Origin of the sequence: Amycolatopsis sp. (genome assembly GCF_035276945.1) — a bacterium.
GTDB lineage: Bacteria > Actinomycetota > Actinomycetes > Mycobacteriales > Pseudonocardiaceae > Amycolatopsis_E.
This window is the reverse complement of sequence record NZ_DATELF010000020.1, coordinates 20,551-43,091: the sequence shown is the minus strand read 5'-3', so window position 1 is coordinate 43,091 and position 22,541 is coordinate 20,551. Positions and strand designations below refer to the sequence as shown.

Annotated in this window: 26 protein-coding genes and 1 pseudogene; 23 read left to right on the top strand and 4 right to left on the bottom strand. The window is 69.4% G+C overall.

Going from position 1 to position 22,541, the window contains the following annotated elements:
- Nucleotides 1-79 precede the first annotated feature (79 nt).
- From ffh to VJT49_RS02295, 12 genes are all read left to right on the top strand, one after another.
- Entirely contained in the window at nt 80-1,597 is a 1,518-nt protein-coding gene (ffh, locus tag VJT49_RS02350) for a signal recognition particle protein (protein ID WP_324162628.1), read from the top strand.
- The gene (locus tag VJT49_RS02345) at nt 1,594-2,673 is read left to right on the top strand and encodes an amidohydrolase family protein (RefSeq protein ID WP_324162627.1); all 1,080 of its coding nucleotides are present in this window, start codon (nt 1,594-1,596) and stop codon (nt 2,671-2,673) included. Before ffh ends, VJT49_RS02345 begins: the two co-directional genes overlap by 4 nt.
- Nucleotides 2,674-2,760: 87 nt before the next feature.
- The gene (locus VJT49_RS02340; protein WP_324162867.1) at nt 2,761-3,483 is read left to right on the top strand and encodes a type II CAAX endopeptidase family protein; all 723 of its coding nucleotides are present in this window, start codon (nt 2,761-2,763) and stop codon (nt 3,481-3,483) included.
- A gap of 62 nt (nt 3,484-3,545) precedes the next feature.
- The gene (locus tag VJT49_RS02335) at nt 3,546-4,334 is read left to right on the top strand and encodes a CPBP family intramembrane glutamic endopeptidase (protein WP_414635787.1); all 789 of its coding nucleotides are present in this window, start codon (nt 3,546-3,548) and stop codon (nt 4,332-4,334) included.
- Between the two features lie 169 nt (nt 4,335-4,503).
- Nucleotides 4,504-4,932, top strand: coding sequence for a 30S ribosomal protein S16 (gene rpsP / locus VJT49_RS02330; RefSeq protein ID WP_324162625.1), 429 nt, complete (start codon nt 4,504-4,506; stop codon nt 4,930-4,932).
- Between the two features lie 37 nt (nt 4,933-4,969).
- Nucleotides 4,970-5,209, top strand: a complete 240-nt coding sequence (locus tag VJT49_RS02325) for an RNA-binding protein (RefSeq protein ID WP_020671256.1) — start codon at nt 4,970-4,972, stop codon at nt 5,207-5,209.
- A gap of 9 nt (nt 5,210-5,218) precedes the next feature.
- Nucleotides 5,219-5,731, top strand: coding sequence for a ribosome maturation factor RimM (gene rimM, locus VJT49_RS02320; protein ID WP_324162619.1), 513 nt, complete (start codon nt 5,219-5,221; stop codon nt 5,729-5,731).
- Between the two features lies 1 nt (nt 5,732).
- Nucleotides 5,733-6,488 (top strand): tRNA (guanosine(37)-N1)-methyltransferase TrmD, encoded by a 756-nt coding sequence (gene trmD / locus VJT49_RS02315; protein WP_324162617.1) that lies wholly within the window; start codon nt 5,733-5,735, stop codon nt 6,486-6,488.
- 147 nt (nt 6,489-6,635) lie between these two features.
- Entirely contained in the window at nt 6,636-6,995 is a 360-nt protein-coding gene (rplS, locus tag VJT49_RS02310) for a 50S ribosomal protein L19 (RefSeq protein WP_324162615.1), read from the top strand.
- Between the two features lie 24 nt (nt 6,996-7,019).
- Complete coding sequence (lepB, locus tag VJT49_RS02305) at nt 7,020-7,952, top strand: signal peptidase I (RefSeq protein ID WP_324162613.1); 933 nt, start codon at nt 7,020-7,022, stop codon at nt 7,950-7,952.
- Nucleotides 7,953-7,956: 4 nt separating this feature from the next.
- A complete protein-coding gene (locus tag VJT49_RS02300; protein ID WP_324162611.1) occupies nt 7,957-8,772 on the top strand; it encodes a ribonuclease HII in 816 nt (271 codons plus the stop codon).
- Complete coding sequence (locus VJT49_RS02295) at nt 8,769-9,092, top strand: DUF2469 domain-containing protein (RefSeq protein ID WP_324162609.1); 324 nt, start codon at nt 8,769-8,771, stop codon at nt 9,090-9,092. The genes VJT49_RS02300 and VJT49_RS02295 overlap by 4 nt, the downstream gene beginning before the upstream one ends.
- Before the next feature lie 29 nt (nt 9,093-9,121).
- Here VJT49_RS02295 and VJT49_RS35015 read toward each other — a convergent pair.
- Nucleotides 9,122-9,232, bottom strand: a pseudogene (locus VJT49_RS35015) (hypothetical protein); the annotation flags it as partial.
- A gap of 201 nt (nt 9,233-9,433) precedes the next feature.
- Here VJT49_RS35015 and VJT49_RS02290 point away from each other — a divergent pair.
- From VJT49_RS02290 to VJT49_RS02270, 5 genes are all read left to right on the top strand, one after another.
- A complete protein-coding gene (locus tag VJT49_RS02290; RefSeq protein ID WP_324162607.1) occupies nt 9,434-9,826 on the top strand; it encodes a YraN family protein in 393 nt (130 codons plus the stop codon).
- Nucleotides 9,826-11,337, top strand: a complete 1,512-nt coding sequence (locus VJT49_RS02285) for a YifB family Mg chelatase-like AAA ATPase (RefSeq protein WP_324162605.1) — start codon at nt 9,826-9,828, stop codon at nt 11,335-11,337. Before VJT49_RS02290 ends, VJT49_RS02285 begins: the two co-directional genes overlap by 1 nt.
- A complete protein-coding gene (gene dprA, locus VJT49_RS02280) occupies nt 11,334-12,554 on the top strand; it encodes a DNA-processing protein DprA (protein ID WP_324162603.1) in 1,221 nt (406 codons plus the stop codon). The genes VJT49_RS02285 and dprA overlap by 4 nt, the downstream gene beginning before the upstream one ends.
- A gap of 32 nt (nt 12,555-12,586) precedes the next feature.
- Entirely contained in the window at nt 12,587-13,642 is a 1,056-nt protein-coding gene (locus VJT49_RS02275) for a tyrosine recombinase XerC (RefSeq protein WP_324162601.1), read from the top strand.
- A 434-nt stretch (nt 13,643-14,076) separates the two neighbouring features.
- Nucleotides 14,077-14,859, top strand: a complete 783-nt coding sequence (locus tag VJT49_RS02270) for a FliA/WhiG family RNA polymerase sigma factor (protein ID WP_324162863.1) — start codon at nt 14,077-14,079, stop codon at nt 14,857-14,859.
- 73 nt (nt 14,860-14,932) lie between these two features.
- Here VJT49_RS02270 and VJT49_RS02265 read toward each other — a convergent pair whose 3' ends face one another.
- The gene (locus tag VJT49_RS02265) at nt 14,933-15,430 is read right to left on the bottom strand and encodes a M23 family metallopeptidase (RefSeq protein ID WP_324162600.1); all 498 of its coding nucleotides are present in this window, start codon (nt 15,428-15,430) and stop codon (nt 14,933-14,935) included.
- A gap of 369 nt (nt 15,431-15,799) precedes the next feature.
- Here VJT49_RS02265 and rpsB point away from each other — a divergent pair, with 369 nt between their 5' ends.
- The 5 genes from rpsB to VJT49_RS02240 all read left to right on the top strand — a co-directional run bounded on the left by rpsB (nt 15,800) and on the right by VJT49_RS02240 (nt 20,105).
- Complete coding sequence (gene rpsB, locus VJT49_RS02260) at nt 15,800-16,621, top strand: 30S ribosomal protein S2 (RefSeq protein WP_324162598.1); 822 nt, start codon at nt 15,800-15,802, stop codon at nt 16,619-16,621.
- Between the two features lie 74 nt (nt 16,622-16,695).
- The gene (gene tsf, locus VJT49_RS02255; protein ID WP_324162595.1) at nt 16,696-17,514 is read left to right on the top strand and encodes a translation elongation factor Ts; all 819 of its coding nucleotides are present in this window, start codon (nt 16,696-16,698) and stop codon (nt 17,512-17,514) included.
- Nucleotides 17,515-17,713: 199 nt separating this feature from the next.
- Nucleotides 17,714-18,454, top strand: coding sequence for a UMP kinase (gene pyrH, locus VJT49_RS02250; protein ID WP_324162593.1), 741 nt, complete (start codon nt 17,714-17,716; stop codon nt 18,452-18,454).
- A 53-nt stretch (nt 18,455-18,507) separates the two neighbouring features.
- Nucleotides 18,508-19,065, top strand: a complete 558-nt coding sequence (gene frr, locus VJT49_RS02245) for a ribosome recycling factor (protein ID WP_324162591.1) — start codon at nt 18,508-18,510, stop codon at nt 19,063-19,065.
- Nucleotides 19,065-20,105, top strand: a complete 1,041-nt coding sequence (locus tag VJT49_RS02240) for a phosphatidate cytidylyltransferase (RefSeq protein WP_324162589.1) — start codon at nt 19,065-19,067, stop codon at nt 20,103-20,105. The genes frr and VJT49_RS02240 overlap by 1 nt, the downstream gene beginning before the upstream one ends.
- On the opposite strand, the gene VJT49_RS02235 is transcribed toward VJT49_RS02240, so the two are convergent.
- Nucleotides 20,102-20,947, bottom strand: coding sequence for a VOC family protein (locus tag VJT49_RS02235; RefSeq protein ID WP_324162587.1), 846 nt, complete (start codon nt 20,945-20,947; stop codon nt 20,102-20,104). The two genes, VJT49_RS02240 and VJT49_RS02235, sit on opposite strands and share 4 nt — an antisense overlap.
- A 73-nt stretch (nt 20,948-21,020) precedes the next feature.
- Between VJT49_RS02235 and VJT49_RS02230 the strand changes: the two genes are divergently transcribed.
- A complete protein-coding gene (locus tag VJT49_RS02230) occupies nt 21,021-21,776 on the top strand; it encodes a class I SAM-dependent methyltransferase (RefSeq protein WP_324162585.1) in 756 nt (251 codons plus the stop codon).
- A gap of 118 nt (nt 21,777-21,894) precedes the next feature.
- Here the strand turns inward: VJT49_RS02230 and VJT49_RS02225 are convergent, their stop codons facing one another.
- Entirely contained in the window at nt 21,895-22,539 is a 645-nt protein-coding gene (locus VJT49_RS02225) for a PadR family transcriptional regulator (RefSeq protein ID WP_414635785.1), read from the bottom strand.
- Nucleotides 22,540-22,541: the final 2 nt, after the last annotated feature.

The window sequence follows — 22,541 nt, the reverse complement described above, 5'->3', positions numbered from 1 at the left end:
TTTAGTAAACTTAGCTTTACTACCTGTGCCAGTGAGTACCCTGGAGGTGCAACCTCGACCAGCTGGAGCGTGCACCCCCGTGTTCGACACTCTCTCCGACCGGCTCACTTCGGCCCTGCAGAGCCTGCGGGGCAAGGGAAAGCTGACCGACGCCGACATCGACGCCACCGCGCGCGAGATCAGGATCGCGCTGCTGGAGGCGGACGTCGCGCTGCCCGTGGTGCGGGAGTTCATCGCACAGATCAAGCAGCGCGCCAAGGGGGCCGAGGTTTCCGCCGCGCTCAACCCGGCGCAGCAGGTCGTCAAGATCGTCAACGAGGAACTGATCGGCATCCTCGGCGGCGAGACCCGCCGGATCACCCTGGCCAAGAACCCGCCGACCGTCGTCATGCTCGCCGGCCTGCAGGGTTCCGGTAAGACGACCCTGGCGGGCAAGCTCGCGCTCTGGCTGAAGAAGCAGGGGCACGCCCCGCTGCTGGTGGCCTGTGACCTCCAGCGGCCCAACGCGGTGACCCAGCTGCAGGTGGTCGGCGACCGGGCCGGGGTACCGACCTTCGCGCCCGAGCCCGGCAACGGCGTCGGCGACCCGGTCGACGTGGCCCGGCGAGGGATCGCCGAGGCCAGGCACGCCCAGCACGACGTCGTCATCGTCGACACCGCGGGCCGCCTCGGCGTGGACGAGGAGTTGATGCGGCAGGCCGCCGACATCCGCGACGCCGTCCAGCCGGACGAGACCCTGTTCGTCGTCGACGCGATGATCGGCCAGGACGCGGTGACCACCGCGGAGGCGTTCCGCGACGGTGTCGGGTTCACGGGTGTGGTGCTGACCAAGCTCGACGGCGACGCGCGAGGCGGTGCCGCGCTGTCGGTCCGCCAGGTCACCGGGCAGCCGATCCTGTTCGCGTCCAACGGCGAGAAGCTCGAGGACTTCGACGTCTTCCACCCGGACCGGATGGCCAGCCGCATCCTGGGCATGGGCGACCTGCTCACCCTGATCGAGCAGGCCGAGCAGGCCTTCGACCAGGAACAGGCGGAGAAGGCCGCGGCCAAGCTGGGCAGCGGGCAGCTCACCCTGGAGGACTTCCTGGAGCAGATGCTCGCGGTCCGCAAGATGGGCCCGATCGGCAACCTGCTCGGCATGCTGCCCGGTGCCGGCCAGATGAAGGACCAGCTCGCGCAGGTCGACGACAAGCAGCTCGACCGGCTGCAGGCGATCATCCGCGGCATGACCCCGGCGGAGCGGACCGATCCGAAGATCATCAACGGCTCGCGCAGGCAGCGCATCGCGCTCGGCTCGGGCGTCACCGTGCGCGAGGTGAACGACCTGGTGAACCGGTTCTTCGAGGCCCGCAAGATGATGCAGCAGATGGCGGGCCGGTTCGGCCTCGGTGGCGGGGGCAGCAAGAGCCGCAAGGGCAAGAAGGGGAAGAAGGGCAAGGGGCGCGGCCCCACGCAGCCCAAGGTGCGCGGCGGGTTCCCCGGCGGGATGCCGATGCTTCCCCCGGGCGGCGGGCCGGACCTTTCCCAGCTGGGCGGCGGTCTGAACGACGTGCCGGGCTTCGATCCGACGAAGTTCAAGTTCCCCAAGAACAAGTGACGACCGGGCCAAAGCAGCTGCGCGGCGTCGTGCTGCCCGACGGCGAGTCGCGGGATGTCTGGATCGATGGCGGCCGGATCACCTTCTCGCCCGTCGAGGGTGCGGAAACCCTTGTCACCGAAGGGTTTCTGGTTCCTGGCCTGGTCGACGCGCACTGCCATCCCGGCATCGGCGCGCACGGACCGACCACAGTGGACGAAGCGGTCACCCAGGCGCTGACCGACCGCGACGCGGGCACGCTGCTGATCCGGGACTGCGGACTGCCGATCGACGCCAGGCCGTTACAGGCCCGCACCGATCTGCCGAAGATCATCCGGTCGGGCCGGCATCTGGCCCTGCCCAAGCGCTACATCCCGGGCCTGGGCATCGATCTCGGGCATCCGGACGAACTGCCGGCCGCGGTCGCCGAACAGGCGGCCGACGGCGACGGCTGGGTCAAGCTGGTCGGCGACTGGATCGACCGGTCGGTGGGGGACCTGGCCCCGCTGTGGCCCGGCGACGTGCTCGCCGAAGCGATCAAGGTCGCGCACGAGGCGGGCGTGAGGGTCACCGCGCACGTGTTCGGCGAGGACGCCCTGCCGGACCTGATCGACGCCGGGATCGACTGTCTCGAGCACGGCACCGGCCTGAGCCGTGACCTGCTCGGCGAGATGGCGCGCCGGGAGATCGCACTCGTCCCGACGTTGATCAACATCGAGAACTTCCCCGGGATCGCGGACAAGGCCGGGAAATATCCCCGTTATGCCGCGCACATGCGCGCCCTCCACGCGGGGGTGGCGGAAATGATCGGCACCGCCCTCGACGCCGGTGTCGCCGTCTACGCGGGCAGCGACGCCGGGGGCATGATCGAACACGGCCGGATCGTCGACGAGATCGAGGCATTGAACCGGTGCGGTATGAGCCGGGAAGAGGCGCTGGCGGCCGCCTCCTGGTCGTCGCGCGCCTGGCTCGGCCACCCCGGTATCGCTGAGGACGCCCCGGCCGACCTGCTCGTCTTCGACTCCGACCCGCGCGAAGATCTCGCCGTCCTTCGCGCGCCCCGGCACATCGTGCTGCGCGGCGCCGTGATCCGCTGAAGTCACACGGCAGGGTCAACTCGTCGCGTCCCGTTACCCGGTGTGGGGTATGAAGGGAAGGTGCGGGTCAATCGGGAAAGCGGCGTTCTGCAAGGCACCCGCGCCCGGGCCAGGTCCCGCACCCACTGGGGCTTCCCGGCCTTCTTCGCCGGCCTCGGCGCCTACCACCTGCTCACGCTGGGCATGACGGCGTTGAGGTCGGGGCATGCGAGCGCCGATCCCTTCGAACTGCCCGACGTCGGTCCGATGCTCCTGCTGGCCTTCCTGCCGAGCCTGGTGCTCGGGCTCGGACCCGTGATCGCTTCGTGCCGGTGGGGCGACGGTCCGCACGCGGACTTCGGCTGGGTGCCGAACCTCAGGGACGTCAAAGTCGGCCTCGCCTGCGGCGGGCTCGCGCTGCTCACCGGATATCTGCTTAACCTTCTGCTGCTCGGGGTTTACGGAGTCGGCAGGGTGGCCGACGGGCCGCTGGGCGGTCTCGCCGAAGGCGTGGACGCGGGCGACACCGTCTGGCTCGTGCCGGCCGCGGTGATCGTGGTCGCCGTGACTCCGCTGGCCGAGGAAGTGCTCCTGCGCGGCGCGCTGTGGGGCGCGCTGGAGCATCACCGGCTTCCCCCGTGGGTGATCATCGTGCTGACCGCGGTCGTGTTCGCCTACCTGCATGGCGAGCCGTCACGGACGATCGCCCTGCTCGGCCAGGGGCTGGCGATCGGCGTGGCCCGGTGGAGGACCGGCCGGGTGGGTGCCGCGTTCGTCGCCCACGCGGCCAACAATTTTCCGCCGGCGTTGTCGCTGTTCACCGGCTCCTGAACGGCGATGTGATGGGGTCTAGGCTCGACAACTGGTTCTACTGGATCAAACGGAGGATCGGCGTGACGTCAACCCACTCGGGGGAGCCGGTTTCCGACCTGAACCCGATCGAGTTGCCGGAGGTCGGCGGGCAGGTGCCACCACACCGCTGGGGTTTCGGTGCCTTCCTGCTGGTCGAGGCGGTGTTGCTGGCCTCCGCGGCGTTCGTGAGCGCGTTGCTCGGTCCTGCCCCGCCCGGCGGGCCGGTGCCCGTCCGGGACGTGCTGATCGGCACGATCGCCCCCGCCGTGCTCGCGGCCGGTGTGGCGGTGTTGATCACCGTGTGGCGCGGCAACGGCCCGCTCACCGATCTGCGCCTGGCTTGGCGCTGGTCAGACGTCCGGCTGGGGCTCAAACTCGGCTCGCTGGGTCTGGTGCTCACCACGTTCGCCACGTTCGTCTGGTCGGAGACGGTCGGCCAGAACAAGGCCACCTCGGCCATCACCGCGCTGGTCGACAGCCAGCCGATGTCGGCCACCGCCGCCGTGATCATGTTCTGCTACCTGTGGCTGGTCGGGCCGATCTGCGAGGAGGTCATCTACCGTGGCCTGCTGTGGAACGCGGTGGAACGGCTGAACTGGGGCCAGGAGAAACGGGCGAGGATGGCGGCCTTCCTGCTGTCCACGGCCGTGTTCGCGGTCAGCCACCTGGAACCGCTGCGCACCACGCTGCTGCTGGTGATCGCCATCCCCATCGGACTCGCCCGCCTGTTCACCGGGCGGCTGCTGGGCAGCGTGGTGGCGCACCAGATGAACAACTTCCTGCCCGCGCTGGCGCTCCTGCTCACGTCGCTCGGCGTGGTGACCCTCTAGCCGTGGCGAGGCAACGCGTCTGGCAGAATAGACGCTTGCCCGCTCCGGCCGGTCCCTCTCACCGTGCCGTGGCGACTCAACGCTTCGGGTACCCAGGTCCGTTTCCCCACTCGGATCGTGTTCCCGACACCACCGAGCACGACAGAGAACTCAAGGAGTACCCACACCCGTGGCCGTCAAGATCAAGCTGCAGCGCCTGGGCAAGATCCGTGCGCCGTACTACCGCATCATCGTCGCTGACGCGCGCACCCGCCGGGATGGCAAGGCCATCGAGACGATCGGCAAGTACCACCCCAAGGAGGAGCCGAGCTTCATCGAGGTCGACTCCGAGCGGGCCCAGTACTGGCTGGGTGTCGGCGCGCAGCCGACCGAGCCGGTGCAGCGCATCCTCGAGATCACCGGTGACTGGCAGAAGCACAAGGGCCTGCCGGGCGCCGAGGGCACGCTGAAGAAGCGCGAGCCGAAGCCGTCGAAGCAGGACCTCTTCAACGCCGCGCTTGCCGCCGCCGGTGAGGAGCCCACCGCCGAGGCCACCACGCCGAAGAAGAAGGCCCCTAAGAAGGCCGAGGCCGACGAGGCGGGCAAGGACGAGGCGTGAGCCCCGTCGAAGCGCGCGAACTCGTGGAGGAGACAGCGTGAGCTTCCTCGCCGACTCTCTCGAACACCTGGTGCGCGGGATCGTCGACAACCCGGACGACGTCCGGGTCGAACTGATCACCACCCGGCGTGGCCGCACGCTCGAGGTCCACGTCCACCCGGACGACCTCGGCAAGGTGATCGGCCGCGGCGGGCGGACCGCCACGGCACTGCGCACCGTGATGGGCGGTATCGGTGGCCGCGGCGTCCGCGTGGACGTCGTCGACACCGACCGCTGAACCGCTGCCGTGGAGGTCGTGGTCGGCCGCGTCGCCAAGGCGCACGGGATCCGCGGTGAGCTGACCGTGGAGGTGCGGACCGACTCGCCGGAGGAACGTTTCCGTTCCGGTGCCGTGCTGACTTCGCGGCGCCGGGACGGCAGCACCGCCGAGCTCACCGTGGCCGCCGCCCGCCCGCACAGCGGGCGGCTGCTGGTGACCTTCGAGCAGATCCGGACCCGCGAGGACGCCGAGGCGATTCGTGGCGCGCTCCTGCTCGCCGACACCGCGGACCTTCCGCCGACCGAGGACCCGGACGAGTTCTACGACCACGAGCTGGAAGGCCTGCGGGCCGAGCTCACCGACGGCACCGTGGTCGGGACGATCCAGGAGGTCGTGCACGCCCCGGGCGCTGAACTGCTGTCGCTCGACCGCGAAGGCCAGACCGTGCTGGTGCCGTTCGCGCGCGAGATCGTCCCGGTCGTGGACGTGGCCGGCGGCCGGGTCGTGCTCGATCCCCCCGAGGGCCTCCTGGACGGCTGACGTGCTCATCGACGTTGTCACGATCTTTCCCGAGTACCTGGCCCCGTTGCGAGCCGCGCTGCTGGGACGCGCGATCGAGCGCGGGCTCATCCAGGTGAACGTGCATGACCTGCGCGACTGGACGCACGACGTGCACCGCGCCGTGGACGACGCCCCGTACGGCGGCGGCCCCGGCATGGTGATGAAGCCGCAGGTCTGGGGCGACGCCCTGGACGGCGTCTGCGACGAGAAGACCCGGCTCGTCGTGCCGACCCCCGCCGGGCGGCCGTTCACCCAGGAAATGGCCCGCACCTACGCCGCCGAAGAGCATCTCGTGTTCGCCTGCGGGCGCTACGAGGGCATCGACCAGCGGGTGATCGACGACGCCGCCCGGCGGATGCCGGTCGACGAGGTGTCCATCGGCGATTATGTGCTGGTCGGCGGCGAAGCCGCGGTGCTGGTCATGGTCGAGGCGGTCGTCCGGTTGCTGCCCGGCGTGCTGGGCAATCCCGTTTCGGCCGAACAGGACTCCTTCTCGGACGGGTTGCTGGAGGGCCCCAGCTACACCCGTCCGGAGGCCTGGCGCGGCCTTGCCGTGCCCGAGGTGCTGCGCTCGGGCAACCACGCGCTCATCGAACGCTGGCGGCGCGACCAAGCGCTGGAACGCACCTGGCGACGCCGGCCGGACCTGCTGGACCGGCTACCCGAAGGTAGCCTCGACGAGCGCGATCACGCCGTGCTCGAGCGTGTTCGCGGCGAGGCCCGGCAGGCCGGGTGACCCGGCCGGGATCGGGTCTGTCATACTTGACCGGTTGGCGCGCGGCGGCAGCCATGTGCGCGCCGCCTTTGAGCCCCCGGGTCGATTGCCCTCAAGCAGGCGTGCGCCCGGAGTTACCAGACATAGAAGGACGAGGACGGACCACCGATGAACACCCTGGACGCCCTGGACGCTCAGTCGCTGCGTTCCGACATTCCGAACTTCCGCCCGGGTGACACGCTGAAGGTGCACGTTCGCGTCATCGAGGGAAACCGCGAGCGGAACCAGGTTTTCCAGGGCGTGGTGATCCGTCGTCAGGGCGGCGGAATCCGCGAGACCTTCACCGTGCGGAAGGTCTCTTTCGGTGTCGGCGTGGAGCGCACCTTCCCGGTGCACTCGCCGAACATCGCCAAGATCGAGGTTTTCAAGCGTGGTGACGTGCGCCGGGCCAAGCTCTACTACCTGCGTGAACTGCGCGGCAAGGCGGCGAAGATCAAGGAGCGCCGCGAAGCCCCAACCGCGTCCTGAGCCCGTTCCCGGTAGCCTGGCCAAGTGGTCGAACCCGTGCCCTCCAGCGCCGCTGAGGACGAGCCAGAACGCTCCGAACCGGACAAGCTGACAAGATCCGGAAGAAGCGGCAACAAACGGCGGCGGAAATCCCGGAAACAACGTTCCTTCTGGGTCGAACTGCCAATCCTGGTCGTCGTGGCGCTGGCGCTGGCATTCGTGTTCCAGCAGTTCTTTGCCCGGGTCTACACGATCCCTTCGGGATCGATGGAAACCACATTGCACGGCTGCACGGGTTGCTACGGCGACAAGGTGCTCGTGGACAAGATCGTCTACGACTTCACCGGCCCGACGCCCGGCGACGTGGTGGTGTTCAAGGGCCCGGAGCCGTGGGTGGAGAACGAGGTGCCCTCACAGGAGTCCAGCAACGCCGTGGTCCGGTTCTTCCAGAACGTCGGCTCGGTGTTCGGGCTGGCCCCGCCCGACGAGCGGGACTTCGTCAAGCGGATCATCGCCGTCGGCGGCCAGACCGTGCAGTGCTGCGACGCCCAGAACCGGGTGCTGGTGGACGGTAAGCCGCTGAACGAGCCGTACATCCACTGGGAAGACCCGGACAATCCGAGGCAGGAGCCGTTCGAACCGGTCAAGGTGCCCGACGGATACGTCTGGGTGATGGGTGACAACCGCAACAACTCCTGCGACTCGCGCTGCCAGGGTGGCGGCGGGTTGCGCGGGGTGGTGCCCGTGTCGGACATCATCGGTAAGGCGAGGGTCATCGTGCTGCCGCCCAGCAGGTGGGGCGGCGTGAGCGACACCAACCCGCAGGCCGCCACCCAGTCGGCCGCACTCGGGCTGAGCGCGCGGAGCTGGCAGGAAGGCATCCCGCTCGGCTTCGGCGCGATCGCCGCGTGGCCGGCCCTGGTGCTCGGCCGCCGGTTCGGTGCCGGGGTGCGCGGGGCGGTCGAGCGGAAGCGGTAGGCGAGTGCGTAGCTCTTCGGCGCTCCGGCCACCCCGGGCGGTCATCCGGGGGGAGACGTCCTGGGGTCTGCAGTCGGCCCTGGACCGGCGCGGCCTGGGCCCGGTCGCCGGCGTGGACGAGGCGGGCCGTGGCGCCTGCGCGGGCCCGCTCGTGGTCGCCGCGTGTGTCCTCCGCCCGGGGGACGCGGCGAGGTTGACCGAACTCGACGATTCGAAACTGCTCACGCCGCTGGCACGCGAACGGGTGTACGAGCGGGTGTTGGCGAGGGCCCTCGACTACTCGATCATCGTGGTCTCGCCGGACGAGGTCGACGCCCTCGGCATCCACGTCACCAACATCGAGGGCATGCGCCGGGCGGTGGCGGCGCTGAGGGTCTGCCCCGGCTATGTCCTGACCGACGGGTTCCGGGTGCCCGGGCTGCCCGCCCCGAGCGTTCCGGTGGTCAAGGGCGACCGTGCGGTGGCCTGCGTCGCGGCGGCGTCGGTGCTGGCCAAGGTGACCAGGGACCGCATCATGACCGACCTGCACGCCGAACACCCGATCTACGGATTCGACGTGCACAAGGGTTACAGCACGGCCGAGCACGGCGCGGCACTCACCGAACACGGCCCGAGTGAGGTACATCGGTGGTCCTATGCCAACGTGGCGACGGCGGCCGCCGCCCACGGGCGGCGCTCACCCCGCCGGGTGATGCTGAGCGTGGCCGCGCTCGGCCAGGTCGGTGCGCCGGTGCGTGCCCTCGACGGCGGCTTGAGTCAGAATGAGAGTTCCGTCGCCGGATACCGGTTCAGCTCGCAAGGAGGGGCGCCGATTCCATGAGCGCAGAGGATCTCGAGAAGTACGAGACCGAGATGGAGTTGTCGCTGTACCGGGAGTACCGGGACATCGTCAGCCAGTTCTCGTACGTGGTGGAGACCGAGCGCCGGTTCTACCTGGCCAACGCGGTGGACGTCCAGGTCCGCGACGCTGGCGGTGAGGTCTACTTCGAGGTGCGGATGTCCGACGCGTGGGTCTGGGACATGTACCGCCCAGCGCGCTTCGTGAAGAACGTCCGGGTGATCACCTTCAAGGACGTCAACGTCGAGGAGCTCGAAAAGCCAGACCTCCGGCTTCCCGAAGACGGCCCGTTCTCCAGCTGAACCCCCTCGGCTGGGGGACGGATCGTCCTGTCTTCGCTGCCCGTGGCGAAAGTTCCTCCGTCTGGGCTGAACACGATCGAGCGAACGAAACCGGCGTGTCCGACGAGCTGGCGCGTTCTTGCCCGGTTCGTGTGTCGCACAGCCGTGCCGCCGGGCTACCTTCGGCGCCGCTGCCTAACACAGAGGGCCGACAGTCCCGCGGAAAACCCGTGCGGAAGACCCTGTTTATCCACATGGGGCGGGTTGTCCACAGGTGGTCGAATTCGTTCTGGTGTCCCCGCCGCCGCACCTGGCAGCGTCATGGGCAGGCGAACGATCCGACTCCCAGGGGGATAGCAACGATGAGCACTCTGACAAGGCATGCCCAGCCCGAGACGATGGCACCGCATCTGCGGCTCGGCCGGAAAGGCGAGGACCTGGCCGCACGGCATCTGGCGAAGCTCGGCTTCGTCGTGCTGTCCAAGAACTGGCGATGCCGTGAAGGCGAACTCGATGTGGTCGCCACCGATGGCCGGACACTCCTCGTGTGCGAGGTCAAAACCCGCGCCGGGACGAGATTCGGCGATCCGGCCGAAGCCGTCACGCCCGAAAAGATCGCCCGCATCCGGCGGCTCACCGGCCAGTGGCTGAGCGCGCACCGGGTGGGGTGGTGCCATATCCGGTTCGACGTGATCTCGATCTTGCTACCCCGAGACGGGGAAGTCCGGTTGCGGCACATCGAAGGTGCGTTCTGATGCCGATCGCGCGCGCCTGGTCGGTGGCCCTGCTGGGCATCCAGGGCCGGCTGGTCGAGGTCGAGGCCGATATCGGCGGCGGGATGCCCGGCGTCAAGCTCGTCGGCCTCCCCGACGCCGGGCTTCGCGAGGCGAAGGACAGGGTGCGCTCGGCGGTCCGGAACTCGAACCAGGAGTGGCCGAGCGAGAAGGTCACTCTCGGGCTGTCCCCGGCCAACCTGCCGAAGCTCGGGTCGGGTTATGACCTGGCCATCGCGGTCGCGGTGCTGGCGGCGGCGGGCCGGGTGCCCACGACTCGCCTGCTGGGCACCGTCCTGCTGGGCGAACTCGCACTGGACGGCAGACTCCGCGAGGTCCGGGGCGTTTTGCCCGGGTTGCTCGCCGCCCGCAACGCAGGCATGAAACGCGCGGTCGTTCCCGCGCCCTCGCTGTTCGAAGGGGCCCTGGTGGACGGACTGGAGGTGCGAGGAGCGGCCAGGCTCCGCGACGTCGTGGCGTGGCTCCACGGCGAGAACGCGCTGAACTCGCCTGACCCGCCCGACGAGGTGGAGCCGCCGCGGGTCCCGGATCTGGCGGACGTACTCGGGCAGCCGGAGGCCCGCTGGGCGCTGGAGGTGGCGGCGGCGGGCGGGCATCACCTGCTCCTGACCGGCCCGCCCGGGGTGGGAAAGACGATGCTGGCCAAACGGTTGCCCGGCCTGCTGCCGCCGTTGTCCGTGGAGGAATCGCTGGAGGTCACCGCCGTGCATTCGGTGCACGGCTCGCTGTCCCGGACGTCTCCGCTGATCAGTGTGCCGCCGTTCGTCGCCCCGCACCACTCGGTCTCGGTGGCGGCGTTGATCGGCGGCGGGGTCGGTCTCCCCGGGCCCGGCCTGATCAGCAGGGCGCACCGGGGGGTGCTCCTGCTGGACGAGGCCTGCGAGTTCGCCGCGGACCGGCTGGAATCGCTCCGCACCGCGCTCGAAGAGGGCGAGGTCCGGCTCGCCAGGAGCCGGGGGATGGTCTGCTACCCCGCTCGCTTCCAGTTGGTTTTGGCGACCAATCCGTGTCCCTGCGCACCGCCGCGGGAGGTCGACTGCTGCTGCTCGGCGGCAGCACGCCGACGCTATCTGAGCAGGCTTTCCGGTCCGTTGCTGGACCGGGTGGACCTCCGGGTGCGAATGCGCCCCATAACGGCGATGACCACGCGTCAGGGCGACGTGCCCGAATCCACCGAGGTGGTCCGGAAACGGGTGCTGGCGGCCAGGGCACGGGCCGCGGAACGGTGGGCCACGCACGGCTGGCGGACCAACGCCGAGGTGCCCGGCCCGGCACTGCGGCGCGAGTTCGCCCTGCCGTCCAACGTGACGGAACTGCTCGATCGCGGGCTCGACAGAGGTCTGGTGACGGCACGAGGCGCCGATCGCTGCCTGCGGCTCGCCTGGACTCTCGCCGACCTCAGCGAAGCCGCCCGGCCGGACGGCGATCACGTGGCCGCCGCGCTCGAATTCCGGGACAGGAGAGCGGCATGACCAGCCTGGCCGAGGAGCGGCTCGCGCGGGCATACCTGCTGCGGGTTGCCGAGCCGCCCGCAATCGGGCTCAACGCGTTCGTCAACGAGCTGGGGCCGGTGGCCGCGGCGAAGGCCGTCCGGGCGGGCGAGTGTCCCACGCGGGTCCGCGAGGAGACGGCGGCGCGCCGGGAGATCGACCGCGCGGAAGAAGATCTGGCGGCGGGGGAGGAAATGGGGGCGCGCCTGGTGATCCCCGAGGACGGCGAATGGCCCGCCTGGCCGCTGCTGTGCCTCGACCAGGCCAGCCGACGGGGCGTGCAAGGCATGGCGCAGCCACTCGCCCTGTGGGTCCGGGGAGAACCACGGCTCGACGAGACCACCGAGGCGGCGGTCGCGATCGTGGGGTCCAGGGCGGCCACCGGATACGGGGAGCACGTCGCGGGCGAAATCGCGTACGGGCTCGCCGGGCGCGAGCTCTCGGTCTTCTCCGGCGCGGCCTATGGCATCGACGGCGCCGCACACCGAGGAGCGCTGGCGGCGACAGGGGTGACGGTGTCAGTGCTCGGCTGCGGCCTGGACGCGGGCTATCCGGCCGGACACGTGACGCTCCTGACCAAGATCGCCGAGCTAGGGGGGCTCGTGGTCAGTGAGTATCCGCCCGGCACTTCGCCGGCTCGCCACCGATTTCTGGTGCGCAACCGGCTCATCGCCGCGCTGAGCCAGGGCACGGTGGTGGTGGAGGCCGGACGGCGCAGCGGTGCCCGGAACACCGCGACCACGGCCGGTGTCCTTGGCAAGGTCGTGATGGCCGTACCGGGCCCGGTCACCTCGGCGATGTCCGTCGGCTGCCACGAACTGATCCAGGCGGCCGCGGCCACCTTGGTCACCTCCGTGGAGGACGTGATCGAGAACGTGGGAAGGCTGGGTGAGCCGCTGCCCGGCAAGGTCAGTCCCCGAAAGCCGACGGACCGGCTCGGCCCCGACGCGCTCCGCGTGCACGAGGCGCTGGACCGGCGCGAAGGCAAGTCCGCCGAGCGGATCGCCGCCGAGTCAGGGGTGCCGCTGTCCCGGGTGCGTGCGCTGCTGCCGGCGCTTGAGTTGGACGAGTTCGCGGAGCGCTGCGACAGCGGGTGGAAGCAGGCGGCCCGCCAGCGCGGCAGTCCGGACGGTGGGCGCCCGGCCGCCGAACAGGATGGAGGTGGTGTCGCGGGCTCTCGGGAGCGTGGCGATGCTTGACCATCGGCTCCGTTTAGCCCAGCGTGAAGGGTATGTCACCGAACGATCGCGATCATCGGGTTGATCTCCGGCGCCTGCGGGCCGCGTTACCGGAGTCCGCTGCCCGGTTGGTCGACGCCTTCGAGCGGCACCTCGGGCTGGAACGCGGCTTGTCCGAGCACACCGTGCGCGCGTACGTCGGTGACATGGTTTCCTTGCTCGGATTCCTGTATCGGCTGGACGGCACCAGGAAGGACGGTGATTCCGGCACCGATCCGGCGGACTGCGTGAGCCCGGATTCGGAGCGAACATCCGCGGAGAGTCGTGCACTCGAAGGGCTGGATGTCGCCTTGCTCCGGGCGTGGCTGGCCCGCCAGCACAGCACCGGGGCGGGCCGCACAACACTGGCCCGGCGGGCGGCCGCCGCACGAACGTTCACCGCCTGGGCGCGCAGGCAGGGGGCGCTCACCGGGGACCCTGGGGCCCGGCTGATGGCGCCCCGCACACATCGCACTCTCCCGGCCGTGCTGAGCCAGGACGAAGCGGGCGAGGTGCTGGCCGCTTCGGGTTCCGGTGCCGCCCAGCAGGATCCTCAGGGCCTGCGTGATCACGCCGTCCTCGAACTGCTCTATGCCACCGGGCTGCGAGTGTCGGAGTTGTGCGGACTCGACATCGGCGACGTCGAGTTCGGCCGCCGGGTGGTCCGGGTCCTGGGCAAGGGGGGCAAGGAGCGGGTCGTCCCGTTCGGGTTCCCGGCCGAACGAGCGCTGCGCGGCTGGCTGGAGACCGGCAGGCCGGCTGTCGTGAGCGAAGTGCGGCGGGCGGATGAGAAGGCCCTGTTCCTCGGGGTTCGCGGCGGCAGGCTCGACCCGCGAACCGCGCGGCGGGTCGTACACGACGCGGTTGCTTCGGTCCCCCAGGCGGCGGATGTCGGCCCGCACGGGTTGCGACACTCGGCCGCTACCCACCTTCTAGAGGGAGGCGCGGACCTTCGCAGCGTTCAGGAACTGCTCGGTCACGCTACGCTTGCCACGACACAGCTTTACACTCACGTGACAGTTGAGCGGCTGAAGGAGATTCATGACCAGGCTCACCCCCGTGCCCGATGAACGCGGGTGAGCACCGGAAGGACTGCCGAAGCCGACCGATCACGCCTGAGCCCGGAGACCGAACTGAGACCCCTGCCGAGAGCGTCCACCGCGTGACAGCCGACCTGCGACTGACCGACGCCCACCATTCGGACGGCCACCCGAACGGCGATAGCGACGTACCTGCGTGCGGCGGTCGCTCCAAGGCGGCCGCGGACGCCGGCACAGCGCCGAACGACGCAGCCCCGAACGACCCAGCCCGGAATGATGCGGGTTCGAGCGATGCGGTCCGGAACGATTCAGCGTTGAACGACGTAGCCTGGAGTGACCCAGCCCGGAGCGATGCGGTCCGGAATGATGCGGGTTCGAGCGATGCGGTCCGGGATGATCCAGCGCCGAACGACGTAGCCTCGAATGACCCAGCCCGGAATGACGCGGCTTCGAACGACGCAGCACTGAATGACACGGTCCGGAACGATGTCGAAGCCGGCATTCAGGCTCTGTGGTGCGAGTTCCGCGACCACCCCAACCAGCGGTTGCGGGAGCGGCTGGTGCTGCACTACGCGCCGCTGGTCAAGTACGTCGCGGGTCGCGTGGGCACCGGGCTGCCCACCCACGTGGACGTCGGCGACCTCGTGCAGTCGGGCATCTTCGGCCTGATCGACGCGATCGAGAAGTTCGATCCCGACCGCGGGCTGCGGTTCGAGACGTATGCGATGCAGCGCATCCGCGGTGCCATCCTCGACGACCTCAGGTCCCAGGACTGGGTGCCCCGTGTGGTGCGCAGCCGCGCACGTGAGGCGGAGCGGGCGATGGAGCGGCTGGGGGCGCGGCTGCGCCGGACGCCGACCGACAGCGAGGTGGCCAACGAGCTCGGCATCGGCGTCGACGAGCTGCGCGACCTCTACCGCCAGCTGCAGCTCACCAGCGTCGCGGCGCTGGAGGACCTGATGGCCGCCGGTAAGGAGAGCGGCTCGCTGGTCGACACCCTTCCGGACGACGGAGCGGTCGACCCGGCGGCGGTGCTGGTCGACCGGGACAATCGCCGCCAGCTCGCGGAGGCCATCGCGCAGCTGACCGAGCGCGACCGGATCGTGGTCAGCCTCTACTACTTCGAAAGCCTCACCCTCGCCGAGATCGGCAAGGTGCTGGGCGTCACCGAATCGCGGGTCAGCCAGCTGCACACCCGCGCCGTGTTGCGCCTGCGTGCCCGGCTTACCGAACAGGCCGGCGTGTAGGACTTCAGGCGGCACGAGCCGCTAACCGTCACCGCGAGCGCCACCCGCCACTCGGCGAACTCCGGCACCGCGCTCAGGGGCCGTTCCACGGTTTCAGGCGGATCACCGACTCCGTCCGGATCAGCCCGAGCGGGTTGAGGTACTCCCCGTCCCGGAGGACGCCCCAGTGCAGGCAGGCCGTGGCCGCGCAGCCCGGATGTCCGGGGTTCACGGTGCCCACCGGCTGCCTCCGGTAGACCTGGGTCCCCGCCATGACCGCCACGGTCACCGGCTCGTACGTGGTGCGAAGCCCGCCATCGTGGTCGATGGACAGCACACCCTGCCCGGCCACGACCCCGGCGAAAACGACGACTCCGGGCCCGGCCGAGAGCACCGGCTGACCGGGCGCGGCCGCCAGATCCACGCCGCGATGACCGGCGCCGTAGTCGGTCGCCGGGCCGTCGAACGGCCTGGTCACCGCCGGTTCCGGGGACAGCGGCCAGGAGAACCTCGGCTCCATGACCTGCGCCGCGGCCGGCCCTGGCACCACGGGCAGGGCAAGGAACGCCAGGAACAGTTTGAAAGCGGTCATATACCCAGCGTGGCGCCTTGGGAACCGGAATGGGACGGGGATCGGAAATCTGTGGACAACCAGGGTCCATGTGGACAACTTGCCCGGATTCGCCTTGCCCGCGCTGAAGTCGTCGGGGGCTGGGCGTACACTATCGGCGCGGCCTGTCACAGCACAGGCTGACTTCGCGTGTACGTGCATGTTCCACGTCCAGAGTGCTCCGCAGGACCGGTGAACGCACGGCGCCCGGCGGTCCCCGCTCGTGATCGGCGGGGTCCGGGCCCCGGCACGGCACCAGGGCTGCCGGCCACCTGGCCGACGGCGACAAAACCGACCATGCGGCCGGGGCGACCCGGCGCGCTCAACACAGATAGAGGTGCGGATCCGGCCATGGCCGTCGTCACCATGAAGCAGCTGCTCGATTCCGGCGTGCACTTCGGGCATCAGACCCGGCGCTGGAACCCGAAGATGAAGCGCTACATCCTCACCGAGCGCAACGGCATCTACATCATCGACCTGCAGCAGACGCTGACCTACATCGATCGCGCGTTCGAGTTCATCAAGGAGACCGTCGCGCACGGCGGCACGATCATGTTCGTCGGCACCAAGAAGCAGGCCCAGGAAGCGATCGCCACCGAAGCGCAGCGCGTGGGCATGCCCTACGTCAACCAGCGCTGGCTGGGCGGGATGCTGACCAACTTCCAGACCGTGCACAAGCGCCTGCAGCGGCTGAAGGAACTCGAGTCGCAGGAGCAGACCGGTGGCTTCCAGGGGCTGACCAAGCGCGAGGTGCTCACGCTCACCCGTGAGAAGGAGAAGCTGGAGAAGACTCTCGGCGGTATCCGCGACATGGCGAAGGTGCCGAGCGCGGTGTGGATCGTCGACACCAAGAAGGAGCACATCGCCGTCGGCGAGGCGCGCAAGCTGAACATCCCGGTCGTCGCGGTGCTGGACACCAACTGCGACCCGGACGAGGTCGACTACCCGATCCCGGGCAACGACGACGCGATCCGTTCCGCCGCGCTGCTCACCAAGGTGGTCGCCGAAGCCGCCGCGGCCGGCCTGCTCGCCCGCTCGGGCCGCAACGGCTCCGCCTCGGAGGGGCAGGACAAGCCCGAGCCGGGTGTGGCCACCGACGAGCCGCTGGCCGAGTGGGAGATCGAGCAGTTGACCGGCGGCGAGCAGGCCGCGGAGCAGACCACCTCCTCCTGATTTCGAATCCGCGCTGGCGTCTCAGCCGGTCGCCGCGCGGCACTGGCAATTCCGAAGGGAACGGAAAACGCACGATGGCGAACTACACCGCGGCTGACGTGAAGCGTCTCCGCGAGCTCACCGGCTCCGGCATGATGGACTGCAAGAAGGCCCTGGAGGAGGCGGGTGGCGACTTCGACAAGGCGGTCGAGTTGCTGCGCATCAAGGGCGCGAAGGACGTCGGCAAGCGTGCCGAGCGCGCCACGGCCGAGGGCCTGGTCGCCGGTGACGGCGGCGTGCTGGTCGAGCTCAACTCCGAGACCGACTTCGTCGCCAAGAACGAGCAGTTCCAGCAGCTGGCCGACAAGATCGTGGCGGTGGCGAAGACCGTCCGCACCGACGACGTGGAGAAGTTGTCCTCGGCGGAGATCGAGTCCGGCAAGACCGTCGGCGAGGCCGTGCAGGAGCTGGCGGCCAGGATCGGCGAGAAGCTGGTGCTGCGCCGCGTGGTGGCCTTCGCGGGCACGGTCGAGGCCTACCTGCACCGCCGTGGCGCCGGCTTGCCGCCCGCGGTCGGCGTGCTGGTCGAGTACACCGGCGGCAACGCGGAGGCGGCCCGTGGCGCCGCGCTCCAGATCGCGGCGCTCAAGCCGAAGTACCTCACCCGTGACGAGGTGCCCGCCGACCTGGTCGAGGCCGAGCGCCGGATCGCCGAGGAGACCGCGCGCGCCGAGGGCAAGCCGGAGCAGGCCCTGCCGAAGATCACTGAAGGCAAGGTCAACGCCTTCTACAAGGACACCGTGCTGCTGGAGCAGCCGTCGGTGACCGACAACAAGAAGACCGTGAAGCAGCTGCTCGACGCGGCGGGCGTGACCGTGACGCGGTTCGCCCGGTTCGAGGTCGGTCAGCAGTAGCCAGGCTGTCGTGAACCGTGAGGTGACCGCCGAGCGGGGATCGCGACAGCACGAGCTCACCGGTAAACGTGCCCCGTCTCCCGTGGCAATCGGGGGACGGGGCACGATTACGAGCAAGGATGGACCGAGCCAGATTCGACACGCGCTTGGTGAGGCAGGACGCGCCCGCGAAGCTACGGGGGCGAGAAGGCAGGCCGGGATGAACGACGACAGGGCCGGCGCCGGTTGTTACCGGCGAGTGCTGCTGAAACTGGGTGGCGAGATGCTGGGAGGCGGCTCTCTTGGCGTCGACCCGGACGTGGTGCACTCGGTGGCCGTGCAGATCGCGGAGGTCGTCCGCACCGGCGTGCAGATGGCGGTGGTGATCGGCGGCGGCAACTACTTCCGCGGCGCGGAGCTTTCCCAGCGGGGGATGGACCGCGACCGCGCGGACTACATGGCCATGCTCGGCACCGTGATGAACTGCCTCGCCCTCCAGGACTTCCTGGAGAAGGAGGGCGTGCCGACCCGGGTGCAGAGCGCGATCACCATGGGCCAGGTCGCCGAACCCTACATCCCGCGCCGGGCCGAGCGGCATCTGGAGAAGGGGCGGGCGGTCATCTTCGCCGCCGGTGTCGGCATGCCGTACTTCTCCACCGACACCGCCGCCGCCCAGCGGGCGTTGGAGATCGGCTGTGAGGTCGTGCTGATGGCCAAGGCGGTCGACGGCGTGTTCACCGCCGACCCGAAGCACGACCCCGGCGCCAAGATGTTCGACGAGATTTCGCACCGCGAAGTCCTCGAACGGGGGCTCAAGGTCGCCGACGCCACCGCGTTCAGCCTGTGCATGGACAACAACATGCCGATCATCGTGTTCAACCTGCTCACCGAGGGGAACATCGCTCGTGCGGTCCGTGGTGAGAGGATCGGCACACTGGTCAGTACCCCCGCCGTGGGCTGACGCCCCGGCCGGTGGTGGGATCGCAGTAGGACGACGAGACAACGGGAGTAGCCGTGATCGACGAGACCCTCCTCGATGCCGAGGAGAAGATGGAAAAAACGGTGTCCTTCGCCAAGGAGGATCTTTCGTCGGTGCGGACCGGTCGGGCCAACCCGGCGATGTTCTCCCGGATCACCGTGGAGGCATACGGCGCGACCATGCCCCTGAACCAGGTGGCGAGCGTCAGCATCCCCGAAGCGCGGATGGCGGTCGTCAAGCCGTATGACCAGAGCCAGCTCAACGCGATCGAAAAGGCCATCCGCGACTCCGACCTCGGGGTGAACCCGAGCAACGACGGCACGATCATCCGGATCGTGATCCCGCAGCTCACCGAGGAGCGGCGGCGCGAGATGGTCAAGATGGCCAAGAGCAAGGGCGAGGACGCGAAGGTGCACATCCGCGGTATCCGCCGTAAGGCCAAGGAAGAGCTGGACCGCATCGCCAAGGACGGCGAGGCCGGCGAGGACGAGGTCGCGCGCGCGGAGAAGGAGTTGCAGCACCTCACCGACAATTACGTGGGCCAGGTCGACGAGCTCGTCAAACACAAGGAAGCCGAGCTTCTCGAGGTCTGATGGTCCAGGTGGGCGAAGAGCGGGGCAAGGTCGTGACGCCGTCCCCGGACAGTCCGGCCGACAACCGTGACTCCGCTGGTCACGGCGAACGGCCGACCGTGCCCGTCGAGGGCAACGGCTCGCCGGGACCGGTTCCCCCGCCGGACGAGCACGCGGTGCGGGGTCCTGACCAGGCGAACGGGGTGGAGCCCGGCCAGGACGGCGCGCAGCCGTCGGAACCGGCCAAGAAGGCATCGCGGGCCGGCCGCAACCTGCCCGCCGCGATCGGCGTCGGGCTGGTGCTGGGGGCGGCGGTCCTTGTCTCGCTGCTCACCGTGCGGTACGTGTTCATCGGCGTCATCGGCGCCGCGATCGCGGTCGGCACGATCGAGCTCGCGCAGGCGTCGCGCCGGGCGGCGGGGATCAGGATCGCGCTGGTCCCGGTGCTGGTCGGGGGCCAGGCCATGATCTGGCTGACCTGGCCGTTCGGCCGTGACGGCGCCCTGGTCGCGTTCGCTGTCACGGTGCTCATGTGCCTGTTGTGGCGGCTGCCCGGCGGTCCGAAGGGCTATCTGCGCGATGCCACGGCGTCGATCTTCGCCGCCGCGTACCTTCCGTTGTTCGCCTCCTTCGCCGCGATGCTCGTGCTGCCGCCCGACGGGGTGGGGCGGGTGCTCACCTTCCTTATCGGCGTGGTGGCCTCGGACACCGGCGGGTATGTCGCGGGGGTGCTGAGGGGCAAGCATCCGATGGCACCGTCGATCAGTCCGAAGAAGACCTGGGAGGGCTTCACCGGATCGATGATCACGGGCGTCGTGGCGGGCTCGCTGACGGTCTCGCTGATGCTCCACGGTCACGCCTGGCAGGGCGCGATCTTCGGGGCAGCCATCGTGCTCACCGCCACCCTCGGCGATCTGGTCGAGTCGCTGATGAAGCGGGACCTCGGTATCAAGGACATGGGCACGGTGCTGCCCGGCCACGGCGGTCTGATGGACCGCCTGGACTCCCTCCTGCCGTCGGCCGTCGTCTCCTGGGTGCTGCTGACGGCGTTTGTCGGCTAATCGTCATAGGGGTCGTCGACTTCGGCGCGACCCCAGTCGTCGAGCGTCACCGAGTGGTCGATGATCGAAAATGTGGCGCCCGCGGGGTCGGCGAGGATCGCGATGCGTCCCCAGGGCGTGTCGTAGGGGTTGACGACGACGCTGCCGCCGAGGAGCAGCGCGTGCTCCGTGGCCGCGTCGGTCCCGCGGTCCGGATGGACCTGGAAGTAGACCATCCAGTGGGGCGGGGTGTCCGGGGGATACTCCGGCCCCATCACGTACCGGTACAGCACGGGCTGGTTGCCCAGCCGCCATTCCATGTAGTCGATACCGTGGTGGTCGCCGATCTGGACGGCGGTGTAGTTGAACAGGCGGCAGAAAAAGTGGTCGGCAGCCGTGCCGTCGCGTGTGTTGAGATCGGCGCCGGAGAAGGTGTTGGGCTCACCGGAGGCGAAGTCCCAGGTTTCCGGCGGTTGCCAGAACACCACGGGTGTGCCGCCCGGGTCGCTGGCGCGCAGGATGCTGCCGTGATGGGGGATGCTGACCGGCGCGCGGGTTACTTCGCCGCCGAGGTGTTCCACCCATTCCGCGGCATTGATGGTGTTGCGCACCGCGACGTTGATCGTCCAGGCGCTCCGCTGCCCCGGTTCGGCCAGGTAGAGACCACCGACGTCCGCATCGTCCAGTGAGGCCAGCAGGTAACGGCCGTTTCTGGTGGCAGGATGGCGGATGGCCCGGTAGGTCCAGCCGAACAGGCCGCCGTAGAACGCCTGCGCGGCGTTCTCGTCTGCCGTCGCGAGTTCGACCCAGCATGGCAGGCCGGAAGGAAGTAGGGATCGGGTTGCGGGGACGCTGCCTAACATGCTCACTCCCTGGGGAAGGCCATACATCTTACGGCCAACCGGAGGGGTTCACCGCGCCAAATATCCTTGCGTCGTGTGGAAGCCTGCCCGTCGCGGCGTCGTACCGAGCCCGAACATCTGGTATCACCCGGACGTCTACGAGCTCGAGAACCGCGCGCAGGATATCGGCGGCGAGATCTGGCGGGTACTGGCCGAAGAATGCGACTGGTCCGGGCGGGACGTGGTGGACGTCGGCTGCGGTGATGGTTTCCACCTGGCGCGGTTCGCCGAGTCCGCGAAGTCGGTGATAGGTGTGGAACCCCATGAGCCGCTCGTGCGGCGGGCTCGGCGGCGAGTCAGGGAATTGCCTTCGACCGAGGTTCGCCATGGTTCGGCCCAACGGCTCCCGTTGCCCGACAGCTGTGCGGACGTGGTGCATGCGCGGACGGCGTACTTTTTCGGCCCTGGTTGCGAACCCGGCCTGCGCGAAGCGGATCGCGTGCTGCGGCGGGGCGGGGCGCTGGCGATCGTCGATCTCGACGTGACGTCTGGACCTTACGGCGACTGGATGCGGGCGGATCTGCCGCACTACGACCCACCGGCGGTCGAGAGCTTCTTCGCCGGCCAGGGTTTCCGCTGCCGTCGCGTCGAGACCCGGTGGTGGTTTCGCGACCGCGCGGCCTGCGAGGCAGTGCTGAAGATCGAGTTCAGCCCCGTTGTGGCGGCCCGCGCCATCGAGGAAGTTTTGCGCCGCAACGGAAATTCGGACGGTGGGTACACGCTGCCGGTGGGCTATCGGGTTCATGTCCGCGAAAAGCCCGCCGGCATCATGCTCTCCGGTCAGCGGTAGCGCTGTGCCGATGGATACCAAGCCGATGGATACCAAGCCGACCGAAAGTGCCGCGGAATCCCACACATGGGCCGGCCGCCGGTCGTGCCGCCTGACTTACTCCAGGTCTCCCTCGTAACTAATTGTCGTCCTCTTCACCTTCGTCGGTGTCGATCTCGCCGAGGATTCCGTAGAGCGAGCGGCGAGCTTCGTCGAGCACCTCGACGGCGCGCGTCTTCTGGCTCGGCGTGCCCGCCTGCGACACCTGGATCGCGGCGGCGGCCAGTGTCGCGCCCGCCTTGCGCAGGTTCACTTCGGCGGGGTCGACGTCGAGTGCGATCTGCTCCCAGGGCGGCGCGCCGTCCTGGGATTCGGCGGCGGCGCGACCGGTTTCGGTCAGTTCGAACAGCTTCTTGCCGCCCTCGTCCCGGCTGCTCACCAGGCCTTCGTCGGCCAGCAACTGCAGGGTCGGGTAGACGGAGCCCGGGCTGGGGCGCCAGAACCCGCCGCTGCGCTCGGCGATTTCGCTGATGATCTCGTAGCCATGCCTCGGCTGCTCGGCCAGCAGTGCGAGGATCGCCGCGCGGACGTCACCACGCCTGCCGCGCCTGCCGCGACCGCGCGGCCCACCGCGACCTCGTGGCCCGCCCCAGGGCCCGCCATGACCAGGCCCCCAGCCGGGCGGGAACTCGCCGAATCCACCACGTGCCCACGGGCCGAATGCCGCTGCGCGCGCTTCAGGTCCGGGAAAAGGTCCCCGGAAGTTTCGCTGCCTCATGTTCATGC